The sequence below is a fragment of the Paenibacillus lutrae genome, from assembly GCF_009757775.1.
GTDB lineage: Bacteria > Bacillota > Bacilli > Paenibacillales > NBRC-103111 > Paenibacillus_F > Paenibacillus_F lutrae.
Map to the genome: position 1 here is coordinate 16847 of NZ_RHLK01000022.1, position 16297 is coordinate 33143.

The following is a 16297-nucleotide window of genomic DNA, read 5'->3' on the forward strand; positions in this document are numbered from 1 at the left end:
CGCTCTTATCCTTCCCCTGCTTCTGCCGAATTTTGCATGGGCTCCCAAAGCTGCAGAGCAGCGCCTATCATTCCGCTCCAGTTGCCTTGATGAGCCGGTACAATTTGTACATTCTCCATAAAGGACGCCATGCACCGTCTGGACGTTTCCTCGCGGACCCGCGTAAAGAAAGATTCTCCCGCTTCGGCTACACCGCCGCCTATAACCACGACTTCCGGATTAAAAGTATGGATCAGCGAGGAGAGTGCGGCTCCCAGTGCAGCGAACGTTTCATCCATTACTGCCGCCGCTTCGGAGTCACCTGCTTGCCAGCGTGTGAACACTTCCCTGGAATCGACCGTCGAGCCGGCTTCCATTCCGAGCGCCTGCAGGCGAGTCTGCATCCGCTTGGCAATGCCGGTGCCGGAAGCATACTGTTCCAGGCACCCGATACCGCCGCACACGCAGGGCAGCCCGTGGAAATCGACCGACATATGGCCGAGTTCGCCGGCACCGCCCCAGGCACCGTGCAGAAGCTTGCCTTCCGCGAGGACCGCACCGCCGACTCCCGTGCCGAGAGCCAGACACAGCATGTGCTCAGCCCCCTGGGCGGCACCGATCGTCTTCTCTGTCAAGACGAGAACGTTTACATCATTGTCTACGCGGACCGGAAGCCCGAAACGCTCTTCGACCAGCCGCTTGAGAGGAACTCCGGTATATCCGGGAAGCAGATCGGAAGCATAACGAATGCTTCCGTCCGACCGGTCAACCTGTCCGGCAGTGCCGATTCCGATGCCCGCAAGCGGATAATGTTCGCCTGAAGCGGCTGCTTCCGCCTGCAGCTTCTCGATAGCCGCAACAATCCGGCTCAGTACTTCTTCCTCTCCGGCAAGGGTAGGGACACCGACTGAGCGGAACACTTCTCCATGCCTTCCCACGATTCCCGCGTGGATCTTGGTACCGCCTACGTCTACTCCTATGGCAAACTCCTGAAGCGGATTATGTTCCCTCTCCATCTTTTCGCCCTCCTTTAACCGACGACTTTCTGAACCGCTTCCACATAACGGGCCGTTATAAGCTGCGGCCTCGTGATTGCACTGCCTACGACGACATAGGTCGCTCCCGCTTCAAGAGCCTTAGCGGCTTCTTCGGGTGTCCATATGCGCCCCTCGGCGACCACCGGAACCTGAACGGCTTCGCTAAGTCTGCGGATGAGATCAAAATCAGGACCTTTAAGCTGGGTGCTGTAAGGCGTATACCCCGACAAGGTTGTACCGATGAAATCAGCGCCGAGTTTCTCTGCCGCGATTCCTTCCTCGAAAGTGGATACATCGGCCATAACTGCCGCACCGGCCAGATGCGCATATTCGATCAGGAGAGCCGCTTGCGCAAGCCGGTCCTCGCGATCGGTAATATCGAGCGCCACAATTTCTGCGCCGGCTTCGATAATCGCTTTAACTTCGTCCAGTGTCGGAGTAATGAAGACATCCGAACCCGGGATATTCCGTTTGATCAATCCGATCACGGGCAGATCTACCGCTTCTTTGATGGCGAGAATATCGGCCACACCGTTCGTGCGGATGCCGATTGCTCCGGATTGATGCGCCGCTTTGGCCATCTTGGCCATAGCGTCACCTCCGTGCAAGGGTTCATCTTCGAGGGCCTGACAAGAAACGATTAGACCCCGCTTGCCAAAAATCCGTTCAATTTGTTGGTTGGACATGATGTTCGTCTCCTTATGCCTGGGCCTGTGCAATATATCCCATCAGCTTCTCGTGCAGTGCATTCACCGCATCCTGATTCTGCTCCGTAACAGGCAGCAGCGGAAGCCGCGGCTCACCGATTTCCAGCCCGCGGAGTTTCAAGAGGGCTTTGCAGCCGCCATACAGGGAAGGGAATTTAAGCAGCGCTGTAATAACCTCGTTGATCTTGTACTGCCACTGGCGCGCTTCTTCGAATGAATGGTCTCTTATGCATTGTTCCAGTTTCAGGAACAGCTCCGGCATCACACCGTAGGTGCCGCCGATTCCTCCGTCCGCTCCTACACTGCGTCCTGCCAGATACTGTTCATCCGGTCCGTTCAGAACGAGGAAATCAGAGCCTCCCGCTTCCTTAAACTGCTGAAGTTCATATGTGCTTTCCGAGGAGATCTTCACTCCGATCACATTCTCATGGGCCGCAAGTTTCTTCAGCATGTCCGTAGACAGGTGGAAACCGGTCAGCTGCGGGATATGATAGATGATGAAGGGCAGCGATGTACTGTCAATCATCGCTCTCCAGTGGCGCTCTACACTGTCCGGCGACAGCCGGTAGTAGATGGAAGGGACTGCCGATACCGCATCTGCCCCTACAGACTCAGCATGGATAGCAAGCTCAACGCTTTCCCGGGTAGAAGGTGCCCCCACATGGGCGATGATGGTCATGTCTCCGCCCACTTCTTGCATTACGGCTTCGAGCACAAGCTTGCGCTCCGCCGCTGACTGCAGCATGCCTTCTCCGCTGCTGCCCCCAACGTATAAGCCTTTTACACCGGCGTTCTTATAAAAACGGGCCAGTTCGCGCACAGCTGTCGGATTAATATCTCCTTTGTTATCGTAGCAGCCGTAAAAAGCTACAATGACACCCCTGAATTTATCCAAATCATGTTTTCCCATTTCCTGCGCTCCCCTTCTGTTTAACACTAAGTTGTGAGTCGTTGTTGTCAGTCGTTGTTGAAAGTGCTTACAAGTGATTATATCCCCTGCTCCCGCGGGACGACAGGAACGGAATTTAGCATTTTATTCACAATGTTTTGATAGCGGTTACATGTTCACGATTTCACGTTCGACTGTTCACAATTTTACGATTTCCGTGCAAATAAAAAAGCCGGCTTCAGAAAAGCCGGACATTCTTACTTCCCATCTCTATCCGATTACTTAAATTGATTCCGATATTTCTGAGGACTTACGCCTTTGATTTTCTTGAAAATACGCCCGAAATAATTAATATTCTCATACCCGACCTGAAGGGAAATCTCATAAATGGGCAGATGAGTATGCAGCAGACTATGCGCGGCCTTGTCGATGCGGAGCATATTCAGACAGTCGGTAAAGCCTGTTCCGGTTTCCTTCTTGAAAATATAACTCAGATAGCTTTCGCTGATGTTGATCATCTCCGCCGCTTGCTTAAGTGAAATATCTTGGGCGTAATTCTCCTTCATGTAATCCAGCAGACGTTTGATATCGTCCCGGCTGGTTTCCAGAACTTGATGATTAGAGATCTCTTCTCTCGCCTGCGCGTAAGCTCTGCTGAATTCGTGCCAACTGCCGAGGACACCGCTGAGTGCAACATTGAGCGTTATGCCAAGCAGCCGGTTCGACGAGCTGGCCAGATTAGCGGCAAGAAGAGCCGCATCGGGTGTTTTTTGATCTGCCCCGCCTCTGATGAGCAGAATCATTTCATGCTTATGCCCCGTCCCGAGGGGCGGACATGCCAGCAGTTCACCGAGCTCCGACTGAAAAAGATGAGACAGCATCTGCATCGCGGACGCTTCCGGCACTCCTTCGCGAAGCTGCTGCGGCTGGAGCAGCAGGAAGAAGCTGCCCGGCGGCAGCTCCTCCTCCGGTTCGGACGGCTCCTGAGGAGCAGCTGTCTGTCCGGCGCATCTTGCCAGCCATAAGCTCAGCTTGCGGCCGGCAGCTTCTTCGCGGGAAATCGCCCGCCCCTCCCGATTCGAACCTATGGCGGGCTGTTCCCTCTTCCTTGCTATCTTCTTCGATGTCTCTACCAGAATATCCAGGAGCTCGGACGGCTTCAGGGATGTCTTCAGAATATAATCCTCAACACCGAGCTTCATTGCCTTGCGTACATAATCAAACTCATTATGACTGCTGAGTACGATGATCAGCATATCCGGATAGAGCAGCTTCACTCTGTCAATGAGTTCAAGACCGTTCATTCTGGGCATGACAATGTCTGTCAGCAGAATATCCGGAGGCTCATGCTGCATCAGCTCAAGCGCTTTCTCACCGTCCGGTGCGTCTCCCAGGTAAGTAAATCCGTGTTGTTCCCACTCAATTAACGATTTGATCCCTAAGCGGACCAGAAGCTCGTCATCTACCAGCATCACTTTTAAAGTCATCGCTACTCACTTCCCGCATTTTCTTAATAGGCAGCCACAATTCAACGGTTGTTCCTTCACTTAGACCGCTGAAGATTCGTATGCCAAATTCTTCTCCGTACTGCAGACGGATCCGGTCATGTACATTCTTAACGCCGATCCGCTGCGGAGATTCTTGCGAATGCTCCGCCAATCTCGCATTAACCTCCTGCAGCCGATGAGGGGAAATACCGACTCCGTTGTCCTCCACTTTCAGAAGAAACATCTCTTGCTCTATTGCAGCCGAGATGACGATTCTGCCTGCTCCGGGCAGGGGTTCGATCCCGTGCATTAAGCTGTTCTCGATAATCGGCTGCAGCATGATCTTGATCACTTCTTGATCCATGAGTGCTTCCGGGATATGGATCTCCACGGAAAGCCGCTCACTAAATTTCATTTTCATCAGCTCAATGTAATTCTCGATATAATCAACTTCCTGCTTCAGCGGAATCAGGGTGCCGCCGCGCCCGATGCTCTGTTCGAGAATTCCTCCCAGATTAGAGAGCATATCGCCGACTTCCTTATCATTGCGAATGTAAGCCATCCATTTGATATTGTTCAGCGTATTCAAAATAAAATGAGGATTTATTTGCGCTTGCAGCGCACGGAACCGCATATCTTCCTTCTGCTGGTACTCTTCTTTAAGTCTTTGCAGAAGTTTGCGGATCTCCGTCACCATTTTATTATACGTCTCAATCAGTGAGGAAATTTCCTTAGGACCGCTGACCGACAAGACCGAATGAAAATCCTTCTCTTCCAGCACCTGCATCCGCTTACGGAGCAGCTTGAGCGGTCTGGAAATCCCATACGAGATCGACAGCGTAATAATCGTGAATATCACAAAGATCAGGAATATGATGCTTGCGTTCGTTTTGCGTAAATCAAAAATCTCTTTAAAGATGGTATCGTAAGGAACCAGCTGCACAATTCGCCAGCCGTTCAGATCCACCGTGTCAAAATTGACAATCCATTTCCCGTCATCCTTCTCCAGAATGACTTGGCCGCTGTTTTTGCTCCAGAGCTGCGGCATGTAGGATTCCTGGGACACACTTTTACCGATCATTTCTTTGCGGGGACTTGAGGCGATCGTTCCATTCTTGTCCACGAGATATACTTCGCCTTCAAGCCCCGTCAAATATTTACGGATATCTTCTTCTGTTACGCTGAACACGATTAATCCGTAAATTTCATTCGTCTGGAGCTCCGATATCGTTTTGACCAGCGAAATAATCGGCTTCCGGTCCGTGTATAGAAACTGTTGATCGTTGAACATCCATTTATTCTGATAGGGCGTGTTTATCATTTTTTTATACCAATCCGAAGAGACATAGTCCTGATACAGGCTTTCTTCCAGGTAACGCGTACTGTGCCAATTTCCATGCTTATCGAAAAGGGTTACATAGGTGTTTGTAAAATACGAACTGAATGACCTGTTCAGGTATTGGTCGTTTAACCGCAGCCGTTCAAAGTGCGAAAGAGCTTCCGGTGTTTGAAGCATTTTTTTGATATCCGGATTGATCGAAATATTAACGGCCGAGTTCAGCATATCCTCAAGAAACAGCTGCAAGTTGAAGGTCATGAGAACAAGCGCGTCTTGGGCCGAGCTTCCGATCTTCTTTTCAATGACTCGTTCCAGAGGCTTGTCCAGCAAATAATTTGCAAGGAAGAACGGAAGTACCAGGAATAACAAGATGGAGAAAAATATCCGGTTACGAATCGAGTTTATACGTCCCGCCAGCTGTCTAATTCGCCCCATTCCGCTTCTCCTCCCTGATGCTTTGCAAAGCAATACTCTTAAGTCTAGACCCTCCAATACGGATTTGTAAAGGTCTCGTAGAACGCTTTCAAACTTAAGAACTACCCATCTATACCAGGTATTACCGGGTTAATCTCAAAATTACTCCACTTATTCCCATCCTGCTTTCGTTATTCTGTCCAAGTTCATCTCTGTGCCAGTAACACCGCTTATGGCAGATGGAAACTGATACAAACCGCAACAAACTACACAATTTACATACGAGTCATAATTTTACATTTACGGAATATACTGTTGTGTACTACAATAAGAAAAAGACTCCAAGTAAGAAAGGAGGTGAACATAATGAGAATGAAAAAATGGGTACTCACCATGCTGATGCTGACGGTTCTGGCACTGAGTCTTTCTGTAGGAGCAACAGCTGCCCCTGCTACCAGTGTACATAGCATCTGGTCCGTGAAACCGATCGGGATTAAGGATAACGGAACTTCTTATCCGGCTACGAAAGGCAACGTCATTATCAGCTGGACCAATCTTCCTCTTAATTCGGGAGACAGCGGTTTTTTCAACGCTAAGGTGTATGCGAACAATGCGGAGTATGAATTCCGCCTGGTCTCTTTCGGCTCAAGCACAGACGATCAGATATTCGGCAAATTCGATATCTACAAGAACTCCGTCTTAGTCGCTTCTTCTATAGCCGGTACCGCTTACGGGTTGAGCCAGCCTGTAAACAGCTACTTCAAATTCTATGATACTTCCCAGCAATGGCATGTATCCGCTTACATCACGAGCAGAAAAGATTATTAATGTCTAACGAATAAGAAGGAGACTGGAGTCATCCAGCTCCTTTTTTTTTCATGGATGATCCGATTCAAAGTCAACTCCTCTACTCCTCTGTCAGGAACCATTCTTCCCCCTGCTCAAGAATCGCCGCTAATTCCGGAAACTTCACTTTCTTGATTACCGGCTCTTCCTCACCGCTATGGAACAGAAGCGATTCGTACACGCCTTTTGACTTTCTTCTTAACTGAACTTTTCCTTCCGCTGACTGAAACGTAATCATCTTTCCTTCGTTTATCAATTTCATGGCTTCGATTTTAGTCTCGATTGGTCCGGACATGGTTGTTCCTCCGTTCATTTCCTCTTAATAGGGTTATAAATTATTGTTCCCCGATCCTACAAATTGTATGGCAGCCGCTTCACCGGACATCAAAACTATTGCCCGGCCAACACGAAAAAACTCCCAAGTTTCAAAGGAAATTTGGAAGTCTCATTTCATTCCCGGAAATCATGGGCGCTAGGATTAATAATTCTTTAAGGCTCTGCCTTTGTCATCCAGGCTGAACTTTGCTTTTCTAACGGTGTCCTCTTTGACCATTTCCACAATTCTTACAGACGGGTCCGATGCGTCAATCGTTGTGGTCCATCCGTTCGTGTTCACGAGTGCAAGTATTTCATCGAATTCCATGGATTTATATCCGTAAAAGCCGCTAAAACCAGCCCATTCTTTCAGTAATACTTTCACTCTAAAATCAAGTTTACTCAGTTCCGTATCGCCCTTGCTCTTTCTCTTTGCCATTTCCGTTAACCCCTCTGCTTGTATAAAATCGATGTCGGCACAATGTCCTATTAGAATTATAGCCTCTTATCCCGCCTCATACAATGTTGTAACCTTCCCATTCTCGCATTCCTTTATTTTACGGCTCCATGCCGCATCTTCCAGAGGCACAATTTCATCCATTCTGCCCAATAAAAGATCGAACCCCGTGGCATTGTCACAGATTTCCACGTATTCCCCATATTCATAATCGAAAATGAGACATCTGTCAGACCGCTGCTCATTCTCGTATTTGGAATAATGTACGCGGAATATTTCATTCCATCGAATAGCCCGCAAAATATGTCCGGTTTGATCATCGATCAGAAGGATGGATACCGGATCCACTTGAATTCTATGCATATGCTCCATACTAAACGCCTCCAATACGATTTAAATGAATGAAAGGGCGAATCAGTTCATGACAGATTTATGATCCGAATAACGGCGGATCTGACCGCTTCATGCACCTATTACCTATGAGAGTATAGGAATGGATGGTTATAAGATGCCTGCAGCAATGTGTTCATCCGCAGTGGCCACCAGATATACCCAGACAATGAGATAGAGCGTCATAATAAGGAGTAAATAACCTAACCACCGCAAGCTCAAACGTTTAGTAACCGATCTGGACCGCAGGATCAGCATCACCCCGACGCCAGACAGCAAAACAAGGATTACACTGACGGATAAGTAATTTCCCACTGAATCTCTCCTTTCCAAAAGCCTTTCCCTGTGAGAGTACTCGAGAAGGTACCGCTTCCATTATTATAACCTTCTTCTCCAATTACTGGAAAGAAACAAAATTCACGCTGATCTTATTCCTCTGCGGCGTATTCTTTTTTCAACATTCCAGCTAAAGCGATGCACTCTTTGCCTATAGCGGCACATATACTTGAGTGAGATGAAGATCGGGCGTTCGTCCAGGCAAACAAGCTTTGCATGAAAGGCTGTTTCTGCCCGTTAAGTTTTGCCCTACAGAAAAACTTTGTTGACAACTAAAAACTCTTTCTCCTATACTACTCTTATAACCACACGCCAGAAGAGTTCGTTTTGCATAAAAATTGCCTAGGGCAAACATATTGTCCTACAGGAAAGATAGGATGGTGTTTCGAATGGTCTCGTATGGGATAGCCTTATCCGATGCTAAGATGGGAAGTCGCATAAGACTGAACCGTATAGATATTCAAGGCGTGATGCGCAGAAGGCTGCTTGATCTTGGTTTTGTGCCCGGCAATGTCGTGGAAGTGATTCAGAAAAGTCCGCTGGGCGACCCGACCGCTTACCGGATCAGCGGTACGACAATTGCGCTCAGAAAAGAAGAAAGCTCCCTGATTTACGGCGAGCTGGAAGGAGAGGATGCAGAATGAACACCTACACGATTGCGCTGGCCGGCAACCCCAATACAGGCAAAAGCACCCTGTTCAACACCCTCACGGGTCTGAGACAACACACAGGCAACTGGGCAGGGAAGACTGTTGTGAAGGCAGAAGGCGAATTCGTTCATAACAGCTCTTCCTTCAGAATCATCGACTTACCCGGTACGTACTCGTTATATTCGAATTCAGCGGATGAAGAAACCGCGCGGGACTATATTATTTTTGAACAGCCGGATGTCACGATTGTCGTTCTGGATGCCACTTCACTGGAGAGAAACTTGAATCTGGCGCTGCAGGTGCTTGAAATGACCCACCGGGTAGTCGTGTGCATTAACCTGATGGATGAAGCGGAGAAACTCGGCATAGACATTGATCTTGCTGCAATAAGCCGAAAGCTCGGTGTTCCGGTTGCGGCCATATCCGCCCGCAGCAGGCAGGGAATCCCCCCGCTTCTGGACCTGGTCGAGAAGGTGGCCGCGGGCATCCTTGTGCCCCAGCCCTTGATGGTGCGTTACAGCGATGAAACAGAACGGCAGCTGGCTGAACTGGAGCCTCAAGTCCGCTGCATCCTGGGAACCCGCTTTCCTTCCCGCTGGGTTGCTCTGCGGCTGCTTGACGGAGACGAGAACCTCCTCTCTTCCATCAAAGCACGGATGAATGAAGAAGGCATCCGTCCGGAACAGGAGGTTGTCAGCTATGGCCGCACCGCTTGCCACTAACTCGCCGGACCCGCTCGATTCCCTGCTCGAAGCGGCCCGGAGCGCTGCGCACGGAACCGCTATCCGCGACGGTATTGTCAGCGACATCTATAGAACAAGCCGCGAAATCTGCAGCGATGCGGTCAAGGTCAGAGACAAACAGAAGCTGGCTGGCACGCACAAGCTGGATAAGGTACTGACCTCCAAGCTCTGGGGCTTCCCCATCATGCTGGCCATACTTGGAGCGATTTTCTGGATCACCATTGCGGGTGCGAACGTTCCATCAGGATGGATTGCGGATTTCTTCGGGATCATCGAAGGGTATTTGACAGCCGGGTTCCAGGCGCTTCATGCCCCTGCCTGGCTCCACGGGATTCTGGTTCTCGGGTTCTTCCGCGGAACTTCCTGGGTGATCAGCGTGATGCTGCCGCCGATGCTCATCTTCTTTCCGATTTTTGCTTTGCTTGAGAATTTCGGTTACTTGCCGCGGGTTGCCTTTAATATGGACCGTCTGTTCAAAAAATCCGGCGGCCACGGCAAGCAGGCTCTCACCATGTCTATGGGCTTCGGCTGTAATGCGGCCGCGATTATGTCTACGCGGATCATCGAGTCTCCGCGCGAGAGGATGCTGGCCATCCTGACGAACAATTTCGTGCCCTGCAACGGACGCTGGCCGACCCTGATTCTACTGTCCTCCTTGTTCATGGCAGTCGGAGCTGTAGGAGGGCTTCATACTTTCGTCACGGCCATGGTCGTAATGGGCATCGTCATGTTCGGGATCGCGGTGACCCTGACGGTATCTTGGGTCTTGTCCAAGACTGCCCTGCGCGGCGTCCCTACGCACTATACACTGGAGCTGCCGCCTTACCGCCGGCCGCAAATGTTCAAAACGATTCTGCTCGCCACCAGGGATAAATCGTGGAATGTTCTGAAACGGGCTGTCATCGTTGCCGCTCCCGCCGGGATTCTGACCTGGATCCTGGGAAATATTATGATTTCGGGTACGAGTATACTGGCCCATATTGCAGCTTTCTTCGATCCGTTCGCCCATATGATCGGACTGGACGGTTACATTATCATGGCCTTCGTCCTCGGCCTGCCAGCCAACGAGATCGTACTGCCGATCCTGCTCATGGGCTACATGTCATCAGGGGCTATGGTAGATGCGGATGGATTGGATAATATTAAAGACCTCTTCCTCCAGCATGGATGGACATGGCTGACAGCTCTGAATATGATGCTGTTCTCGCTGCTCCATTACCCGTGCGGCACTACGCTTTTCAACATCTATAAGGAAACCAAAAGTACCAAATGGACGGTGCTCTCAGCTGTTATCCCTCTGGTAATTGCCATTACAGTCACTTTCATAACCGCTCAGGTCTTCCGGGCGTTGGGGTGGGTATGAGAAGTTGTCGGTAATCAAAAAACGTTTGTACGAAGCCTGCCGCGGCAGCTGTACAAACGTTTTATTGTTTTCGCGAATATCAAAAGATGCTTCTATTGGTGCTGCAAGTCCCTTGCACTAACTATGTGAATCCGTCAGCCCAATAAGTCACCGTATCGCTGATGCCGAGAAGAAGAAACAGAAGCCCGGCCAGCTTCTGGACAATCCCTCCCCATCGCTTGGCTCTGCGCATCAGCAAGCGGTCTGCTCCGAAACCGACGGTAAGCGCCAAGAACAAGAGGAAGGGCATGGCGGTGCCGGCCGCAAATACGGAGGGCAGGAGCGCGCCATAGGCCGACTGAACCGCCATAGGCATAAGCATGCCGAAGAACAGGACGAACATGGTCGGACAGAAACCAAGCGAGAAGGCCATTCCCATCAGGAAGGCTCCGGTTCTTGCTCCGGCACGTCTTGCCGCCTGTTCCAGAGATGCCGTGAAACGTGTCCCCAGCCCGAAAGGCAATCGGAACAACCCCAGCATAAACAAGCCGATTAAAACAAGCAGAGGCCCCTGCAGCTTCCTCGCATACTCAAACAGCGGAATCAGCTCTCTCGAAACCGGATTGCCGAACAGCCAGAACAAACCGCCCAGCAGGCTGAAAAGAACAATTTTCCCCGTAATGTACAGAAGAACCTCTACACCTGACATCCGCCCCTGAGCCTGCTTTTTGCCGAAATACGTAATAACCGCCACATTGGCCGATAGCTGGCAAGGCGCGACAGATCCGATAAAACCTAAGAATAAGGCCGCAATCAAAGCCACATCCGACCTGGAGGCCGCCAGAAAAGGTTCACTCAAATAAGAACTGATTCCGCTGAAAAACGAGTACATCCTCACAATCCTCCGCGATTCTTCTCCATAATAAAAAAGAAACCTGTCTTTTCCTAATCGTATCAAGTTTGACGCAAAAAGGACACCCTCATCTTAAGATGAGCGTGCCCTTCCTTGCAGGAATAGACGTGTCCTTCAAATCGGACGGTTATTTCGCGGAATATCCGCCGTCTACCGGAAGTTCAACCCCTGTAATATAAGAAGATTCATCGGATGCCAGGAAGAGAACAGCCTTCGCGATATCCTCTGCTTCACCAAGACGGGGCAGCGGAGTCATCGAAAGGAACCAGCCTCTCATTTTCTCGTCTTCCATCATATCCACCGTCATCGGTGTGCGGATGAAACCAGGGTGAACGGAGTTGCAGCGAATGTTATCTTTCGCGAAGTCTACAGCCGTTGCTTTGGTAAGCAGGCGTACAGCGCCTTTACTTGCGGTATAGGCGCCTGCGCCGCTTCCGCCTGTCAGGCCGGCGATGGAGGAAATGTTTACGATGGAACCGCCGCCGTTATTTTTCATATGAGGAATAACGTGCTTTTGACCCAGGAAAGTTCCTGTCAGGTTGATGGACATCACTCTCTCGAACTGCTCAACGGTCATTTCCAGCATAGGAGTTGCGGCGGAAATTCCCGCGTTGTTCACGAGGACATCGATTTTACCGAAAGCTTTAATTGCTTCATCGACAACTTTGATCCATTCATCCTCGGACGCAACGTTATGTTTGAAACCGATGGCTTCGCCGCCGTTTGCTTTAATTTCCTGGACGACTTCCTGTACCTTGTCCTCCTGAATATCGGTTACGACAACTTTGGCCCCTTCTTTGGCTAAAAGAAGAGCGTCAGCTTTACCCATCCCGCCGCCGGCACCTGTTACGATCGCTACTTTATCCGTCATCTTAGCCATGTGGATTCCTCCTCGGATTCTGCTTGTTCTAGTAAGTGATATCAGGCCGCTTGCGACTCCAGGCACTAGTCAGAGCGATTCCGCGCACGGGTTCAAATCTGCGGCCGGTTTAACCGCCAGCCTGTCCCGGGCCATCATTTCTGCTGACAGGATCTGCTGGAATCACTCAACATGTTCATTCTAGGAAATGTGACAAGACGGGTCAACTTTAAATCAATAATATCTCCCTTTATTTGGGCATTATCCGAAAATAAGCCACAAAAATTTATTCGAAAGTTCACATTTAAGAAGAAGGATTTTCAGGCAAAAAAGACGTCCCTTCCATTACAAGGAACGTCTCTTTATTCACGGAATTCAATTGAAATTCCTCCTACGTTAAGGCAATGCGAGTTTGCCCATAACTGTCGGGCGGCTTGCTCCTGTTGCTGCGGGAAGATTATTGGGAACCCCGCACAAGAAATCGTGGCCAAGCAGAGCAAAAATAACAGCTTCCTTGGCGTCATCGTCTACATCAAACTCGCGGGATGTCATCACCCGCTGATCCGGCAGAAGGGCAGCGAGCCCTGCCAAGAGAGTCCGGTTGCGGGCCCCTCCCCCGCTGACGATGACTTCGTCGATACGGAAGCGGGGAAACACAAACTCCCGGTAGCCTGCCGCGATCGTCCGCGCAGTAAAAGCGGTGGCCGTCGCAACAATGTCTGCATCTGCGAGGCCCAGACTCTTGGCGCGGGCAATAAACTCCGCAGCATAGGCTTTGCCGAACACTTCGCGTCCGGTTGACTTGGGAGGCGCCATCCCGAAATACGGATGGGCCATCATCTCCGCAACAAGCTGCTCATCTGGCTGACCCTGCGCGGCCCACTTTCCTCCGTCATCGTACGATTCACGGCCCTCCGACAACTGGTAGACGACCTGGTCGATCACCATATTGCCGGGCCCTGTATCAAAGGCGAATACGTCGTGCGGCCCGGCACCGGGCGCCAGCGCCGTACAGTTGCCGATTCCGCCGATATTCTGAAGCAGCCGCCCCTTATCCGGGTGGTGGAAGAGAATCAGGTCGCCGTAAGGCGCAAGCGGCGCGCCCTGCCCTCCGACCGCCATATCGGCAGGCCTGAAGTCGCCGACAACCAGAACCCCGGTGCGCTTAGCGAGCACCGACAGATCGCCGAGCTGCAGCGTGGACCGGGTCAAATACGGGTCTGCGCTGTCCGCTTCGGGAATGTGCCACACGGTCTGCCCGTGTGACGAGATAAAATCGACGGAATCCATCCCGATTCCGGCTTCTCTGGCCGCCTCCAGAGCCGCTTCCGCGAAGCGTTCGGCCAGGTAGGCATTCATTCCGCAGACGAGCGCAACATTGGACTGCCCGGTCGTGCAGAGCTCTTTCAGCCGCTCCCTGAGCTGCTCCGGGTAAGGCCGGCTGTAGAAATGGAGCAGCTCCACCCGGGACTGGAGCCCGCTCCCCGTAATCCTCACTACCGCTGCGTCAATGCCGTCCAGCGACGTGCCGGACATAAGGCCGATCGCGATCACCGGCCTGTCTTTGCCAATCCCGAATAACATGCTAATCATTCCTCCCGGCGTTGGTTGGCCCCTCAGATAAACTTCGTCTCACCAATAAGCTAAGCGCAGAACGCCTGCCGGACCAGAGGTCGGACAGGCGCATGGTATGAACCGTATACAATTACAGCGAGTTTCCATTCTTTAATAAAGCAGGTAAGGCTTTCGCTGGTTTTCCCAGGCTTCCGCTTCCTCCCGCCAGTTCCGGGTGATGCTGCGCAGTCCCTCGCTGCCCGCAAGAGTCATACGCACATCGGTCCCCCCTGTCAGCAGATCAATGAAATAGCGGGAACCTTCTTTGGGAGGCGTGAGCCATTCGAAGCTGTCCGGGTGCAGAGAGATAACTTCATGCAAGAGTCTCAGCCCAGTATGGACCGGCTGGAACTGCTCCCGGTCTGTGACGAACAGCCTGACGCCGCTGCACAGCTCCCCCTGATGCTTGGAGAACGCAGGTGTTGCATACACCGGATGTGCATGAACGCCCGGCAGGCCGCTGGCATTCATGCGCCTTGCAAGCTCTACCCCATGTAGCCAAGGGGCCCCGATCCATTCGAAAGGACGGGTAGTGCCGCGTCCCTCCGACAAATTCGTCCCCTCGAAGAAACAGGTTCCCCCGTATACACGGGCAGAATCGATCGTTGGAATATTCGGTGACGGAACCATCCAGGGCAGGCCGGTGTCGGTATACTCCATCTTCCGGTCCCATCCCTCCAGCCGAATCACATCGATGTCGCAGCGGACTCCCTTCACATCATTAACCATCAGGGCTAACTCTCCGAGCGTCATCCCGCTGCGGATCGGCATCTGCCAGGCGCCGACCATGGACTCATAGCCGGGCCTTAGCATTCCGCCTTCGGCGATGCTGCCTCCAAGCGGATTCGGCCGGTCCAGAACGAGCAGACTTTTGCCATGCTCCGCGCATGCCTCAAGGGTATACAACAGCGTTGACAGATACGTATAGAAGCGGATGCCCAGATCCTGTATGTCAAACAAGACCGTGTCGACATTCTGAAGCATCTCGGCGGTTGGGCGCTTGTGTTTGCCGTACAAGCTGTAGACCGGGATGCCAAGCTCGGGATCCGTTTCATCCTCGAACAAGACCCCCGCCTGCCGCTGCCCGTACAGTCCGTGTTCACAAGCGTACAGGGCAGTCAGCTGCGAATCCTGAAGCGACGCGCATACCTCAACCGTTGTCCTGAAATCCGCTGTTATCCCGGTTGGATTCGTGACGAGCCCGATTCTGCGGCCTGTCAGAAGAGGATGCTTCATCGCGTGAAGGCGGTCAACTCCGGACCGCACCACGGCGCTCATCGTGCTTCTCCATTCGTCAGAAGTATACCGGCTTCTTCAACCTCAGCCTCTTCGTCTCTGCTCAGGACATTGTGAACCGCTTTGTACTGATATACACCCAGGATGCCGCTGAACAAGGCAATGAAACCAACCACCGTCAGCATGAGCGGAAACGTAAAACAGACCATTTGGAAGAAAGCTCCGATCGTATAACCCGGAAAGCGGAAGAACAGCTTCACACTCTCAGCCATCGCCCGGAAAATCCCCATGCCCTTCTGCAGGACAAGCTGGAGTGTGTAGAACTGGGAAACGAGCGCCATCAGAACGAAATACGTTTGAAAAACCGCAATCGACATATAGAACATTCCGCCTTTAGACCCGTAATACCACCAAGTCGACCAGAGGATGAACAAGAGGGAAACGATGAGCAGGCCGAATATCAATGCCGGAAAGAATCCTTTGACCGCTCCGGTAAACAGCAGGCGAACCTGGCTCGGCTTCCCTTCCGCCTTCTGCTGAAACACATACATGACTCCATACAGCAGCGGCATGTACAAGAGAGCAATCAGAATCGGGACGAACGGAATCGGGACCATCAGGATCATCGGGATCAGTACGAGAGAGCTGATGATGCTAGTCAGCGCTACGGGAACGATCTCCCGGAACACCTCGGCACCGGCTACTTTCAATACGGCATTCAGCTTGCGCATCGGTAATCACTCC

17 protein-coding genes are annotated in these 16297 nt (G+C 51.5%); 4 read left to right on the forward strand and 13 right to left on the reverse strand.

Going from position 1 to position 16297, the window contains the following annotated elements:
• Window positions 1-5 precede the first annotated feature (5 nt).
• The 5 genes from EDM21_RS22965 to EDM21_RS22985 form a co-directional block, all read right to left on the reverse strand.
• Window positions 6-995, reverse strand: a complete 990-nt coding sequence (locus EDM21_RS22965; protein ID WP_157338716.1) for an ROK family protein — start codon at window positions 993-995, stop codon at window positions 6-8.
• A gap of 14 nt (window positions 996-1009) precedes the next feature.
• Complete coding sequence (locus EDM21_RS22970; protein ID WP_157338717.1) at window positions 1010-1702, reverse strand: N-acetylmannosamine-6-phosphate 2-epimerase; 693 nt, start codon at window positions 1700-1702, stop codon at window positions 1010-1012.
• Between the two features lie 13 nt (window positions 1703-1715).
• The gene (locus EDM21_RS22975; RefSeq protein WP_157338718.1) at window positions 1716-2633 is read right to left on the reverse strand and encodes a dihydrodipicolinate synthase family protein; all 918 of its coding nucleotides are present in this window, start codon (window positions 2631-2633) and stop codon (window positions 1716-1718) included.
• Window positions 2634-2890: 257 nt separating this feature from the next.
• On the reverse strand, window positions 2891-4099 hold the full coding sequence (locus EDM21_RS22980; RefSeq protein ID WP_157338719.1) for a response regulator: 1209 nt from the start codon (window positions 4097-4099) through the stop codon (window positions 2891-2893).
• On the reverse strand, window positions 4071-5873 hold the full coding sequence (locus EDM21_RS22985; protein WP_157338720.1) for a sensor histidine kinase: 1803 nt from the start codon (window positions 5871-5873) through the stop codon (window positions 4071-4073). The genes EDM21_RS22980 and EDM21_RS22985 overlap by 29 nt, the downstream gene beginning before the upstream one ends.
• A gap of 345 nt (window positions 5874-6218) precedes the next feature.
• Between EDM21_RS22985 and EDM21_RS22990 the strand changes: the two genes are divergently transcribed.
• Window positions 6219-6680 carry a hypothetical protein gene (locus EDM21_RS22990; protein WP_157338721.1) on the forward strand — a complete coding sequence of 154 codons (462 nt, stop codon included), beginning with the start codon at window positions 6219-6221 and terminating at the stop codon, window positions 6678-6680.
• A 79-nt stretch (window positions 6681-6759) separates the two neighbouring features.
• On the opposite strand, the gene EDM21_RS22995 is transcribed toward EDM21_RS22990, so the two are convergent.
• From EDM21_RS22995 to EDM21_RS23005, 3 genes are all read right to left on the reverse strand, one after another.
• On the reverse strand, window positions 6760-6993 hold the full coding sequence (locus tag EDM21_RS22995) for a hypothetical protein (protein WP_157338722.1): 234 nt from the start codon (window positions 6991-6993) through the stop codon (window positions 6760-6762).
• 183 nt (window positions 6994-7176) lie between these two features.
• Entirely contained in the window at window positions 7177-7452 is a 276-nt protein-coding gene (locus EDM21_RS23000; RefSeq protein ID WP_068775532.1) for a hypothetical protein, read from the reverse strand.
• Between the two features lie 66 nt (window positions 7453-7518).
• Entirely contained in the window at window positions 7519-7842 is a 324-nt protein-coding gene (locus EDM21_RS23005) for a hypothetical protein (protein ID WP_157338723.1), read from the reverse strand.
• Window positions 7843-8585: 743 nt separating this feature from the next.
• Between EDM21_RS23005 and EDM21_RS23010 the strand changes: the two genes are divergently transcribed.
• Genes EDM21_RS23010 through EDM21_RS23020 form a run of 3 tightly spaced genes read left to right on the forward strand, consistent with a single transcriptional unit; the run spans window position 8586 to window position 10952 of the window.
• Window positions 8586-8840: a FeoA family protein gene (locus EDM21_RS23010; RefSeq protein ID WP_157338741.1), complete on the forward strand. Its 255-nt coding sequence runs from the start codon at window positions 8586-8588 to the stop codon at window positions 8838-8840.
• Complete coding sequence (locus EDM21_RS23015; RefSeq protein WP_157338724.1) at window positions 8837-9568, forward strand: FeoB small GTPase domain-containing protein; 732 nt, start codon at window positions 8837-8839, stop codon at window positions 9566-9568. Before EDM21_RS23010 ends, EDM21_RS23015 begins: the two co-directional genes overlap by 4 nt.
• Window positions 9546-10952 (forward strand): nucleoside recognition domain-containing protein, encoded by a 1407-nt coding sequence (locus tag EDM21_RS23020; RefSeq protein WP_157338725.1) that lies wholly within the window; start codon window positions 9546-9548, stop codon window positions 10950-10952. The genes EDM21_RS23015 and EDM21_RS23020 overlap by 23 nt, the downstream gene beginning before the upstream one ends.
• A 121-nt stretch (window positions 10953-11073) precedes the next feature.
• On the opposite strand, the gene EDM21_RS23025 is transcribed toward EDM21_RS23020, so the two are convergent.
• The 5 genes from EDM21_RS23025 to EDM21_RS23045 form a co-directional block, all read right to left on the reverse strand.
• Window positions 11074-11823: an urease accessory protein UreH domain-containing protein gene (locus EDM21_RS23025; protein WP_157338726.1), complete on the reverse strand. Its 750-nt coding sequence runs from the start codon at window positions 11821-11823 to the stop codon at window positions 11074-11076.
• A 148-nt stretch (window positions 11824-11971) separates the two neighbouring features.
• On the reverse strand, window positions 11972-12724 hold the full coding sequence (locus EDM21_RS23030) for an SDR family NAD(P)-dependent oxidoreductase (RefSeq protein ID WP_068775525.1): 753 nt from the start codon (window positions 12722-12724) through the stop codon (window positions 11972-11974).
• 375 nt (window positions 12725-13099) lie between these two features.
• Window positions 13100-14287, reverse strand: a complete 1188-nt coding sequence (locus EDM21_RS23035; protein WP_157338727.1) for an anhydro-N-acetylmuramic acid kinase — start codon at window positions 14285-14287, stop codon at window positions 13100-13102.
• 141 nt (window positions 14288-14428) lie between these two features.
• A complete protein-coding gene (locus EDM21_RS23040; RefSeq protein WP_157338728.1) occupies window positions 14429-15595 on the reverse strand; it encodes an exo-beta-N-acetylmuramidase NamZ family protein in 1167 nt (388 codons plus the stop codon).
• Complete coding sequence (locus EDM21_RS23045) at window positions 15592-16284, reverse strand: hypothetical protein (protein WP_157338729.1); 693 nt, start codon at window positions 16282-16284, stop codon at window positions 15592-15594. The genes EDM21_RS23040 and EDM21_RS23045 overlap by 4 nt, the downstream gene beginning before the upstream one ends.
• Window positions 16285-16297: the final 13 nt, after the last annotated feature.

Bases quoted from the DNA above. Each gene is read 5' to 3' on its own strand.
- EDM21_RS23040 (WP_157338728.1), bottom strand. From the start codon at position 15,595: ATGAGCGCCGTGGTGCGGTCCGGAGTTGACCGCCTTCACGCGATGAAG.
- EDM21_RS23030 (WP_068775525.1), bottom strand. From the start codon at position 12,724: ATGGCTAAGATGACGGATAAAGTAGCGATCGTAACAGGTGCCGGCGGC.
- EDM21_RS23035 (WP_157338727.1), bottom strand. From the start codon at position 14,287: ATGTTATTCGGGATTGGCAAAGACAGGCCGGTGATCGCGATCGGCCTT.
- EDM21_RS23025 (WP_157338726.1), bottom strand. From the start codon at position 11,823: ATGTACTCGTTTTTCAGCGGAATCAGTTCTTATTTGAGTGAACCTTTT.
- EDM21_RS23005 (WP_157338723.1), bottom strand. From the start codon at position 7,842: ATGGAGCATATGCATAGAATTCAAGTGGATCCGGTATCCATCCTTCTG.
- EDM21_RS23020 (WP_157338725.1), top strand. From the start codon at position 9,546: ATGGCCGCACCGCTTGCCACTAACTCGCCGGACCCGCTCGATTCCCTG.
- EDM21_RS23010 (WP_157338741.1), top strand. From the start codon at position 8,586: ATGGTCTCGTATGGGATAGCCTTATCCGATGCTAAGATGGGAAGTCGC.
- EDM21_RS22965 (WP_157338716.1), bottom strand. From the start codon at position 995: ATGGAGAGGGAACATAATCCGCTTCAGGAGTTTGCCATAGGAGTAGAC.
- EDM21_RS22975 (WP_157338718.1), bottom strand. From the start codon at position 2,633: ATGGGAAAACATGATTTGGATAAATTCAGGGGTGTCATTGTAGCTTTT.
- EDM21_RS23015 (WP_157338724.1), top strand. From the start codon at position 8,837: ATGAACACCTACACGATTGCGCTGGCCGGCAACCCCAATACAGGCAAA.
- EDM21_RS22995 (WP_157338722.1), bottom strand. From the start codon at position 6,993: ATGTCCGGACCAATCGAGACTAAAATCGAAGCCATGAAATTGATAAAC.
- EDM21_RS22985 (WP_157338720.1), bottom strand. From the start codon at position 5,873: ATGGGGCGAATTAGACAGCTGGCGGGACGTATAAACTCGATTCGTAAC.
- EDM21_RS22970 (WP_157338717.1), bottom strand. From the start codon at position 1,702: ATGTCCAACCAACAAATTGAACGGATTTTTGGCAAGCGGGGTCTAATC.
- EDM21_RS23045 (WP_157338729.1), bottom strand. From the start codon at position 16,284: ATGCGCAAGCTGAATGCCGTATTGAAAGTAGCCGGTGCCGAGGTGTTC.
- EDM21_RS22980 (WP_157338719.1), bottom strand. From the start codon at position 4,099: ATGACTTTAAAAGTGATGCTGGTAGATGACGAGCTTCTGGTCCGCTTA.
- EDM21_RS22990 (WP_157338721.1), top strand. From the start codon at position 6,219: ATGAGAATGAAAAAATGGGTACTCACCATGCTGATGCTGACGGTTCTG.
- EDM21_RS23000 (WP_068775532.1), bottom strand. From the start codon at position 7,452: ATGGCAAAGAGAAAGAGCAAGGGCGATACGGAACTGAGTAAACTTGAT.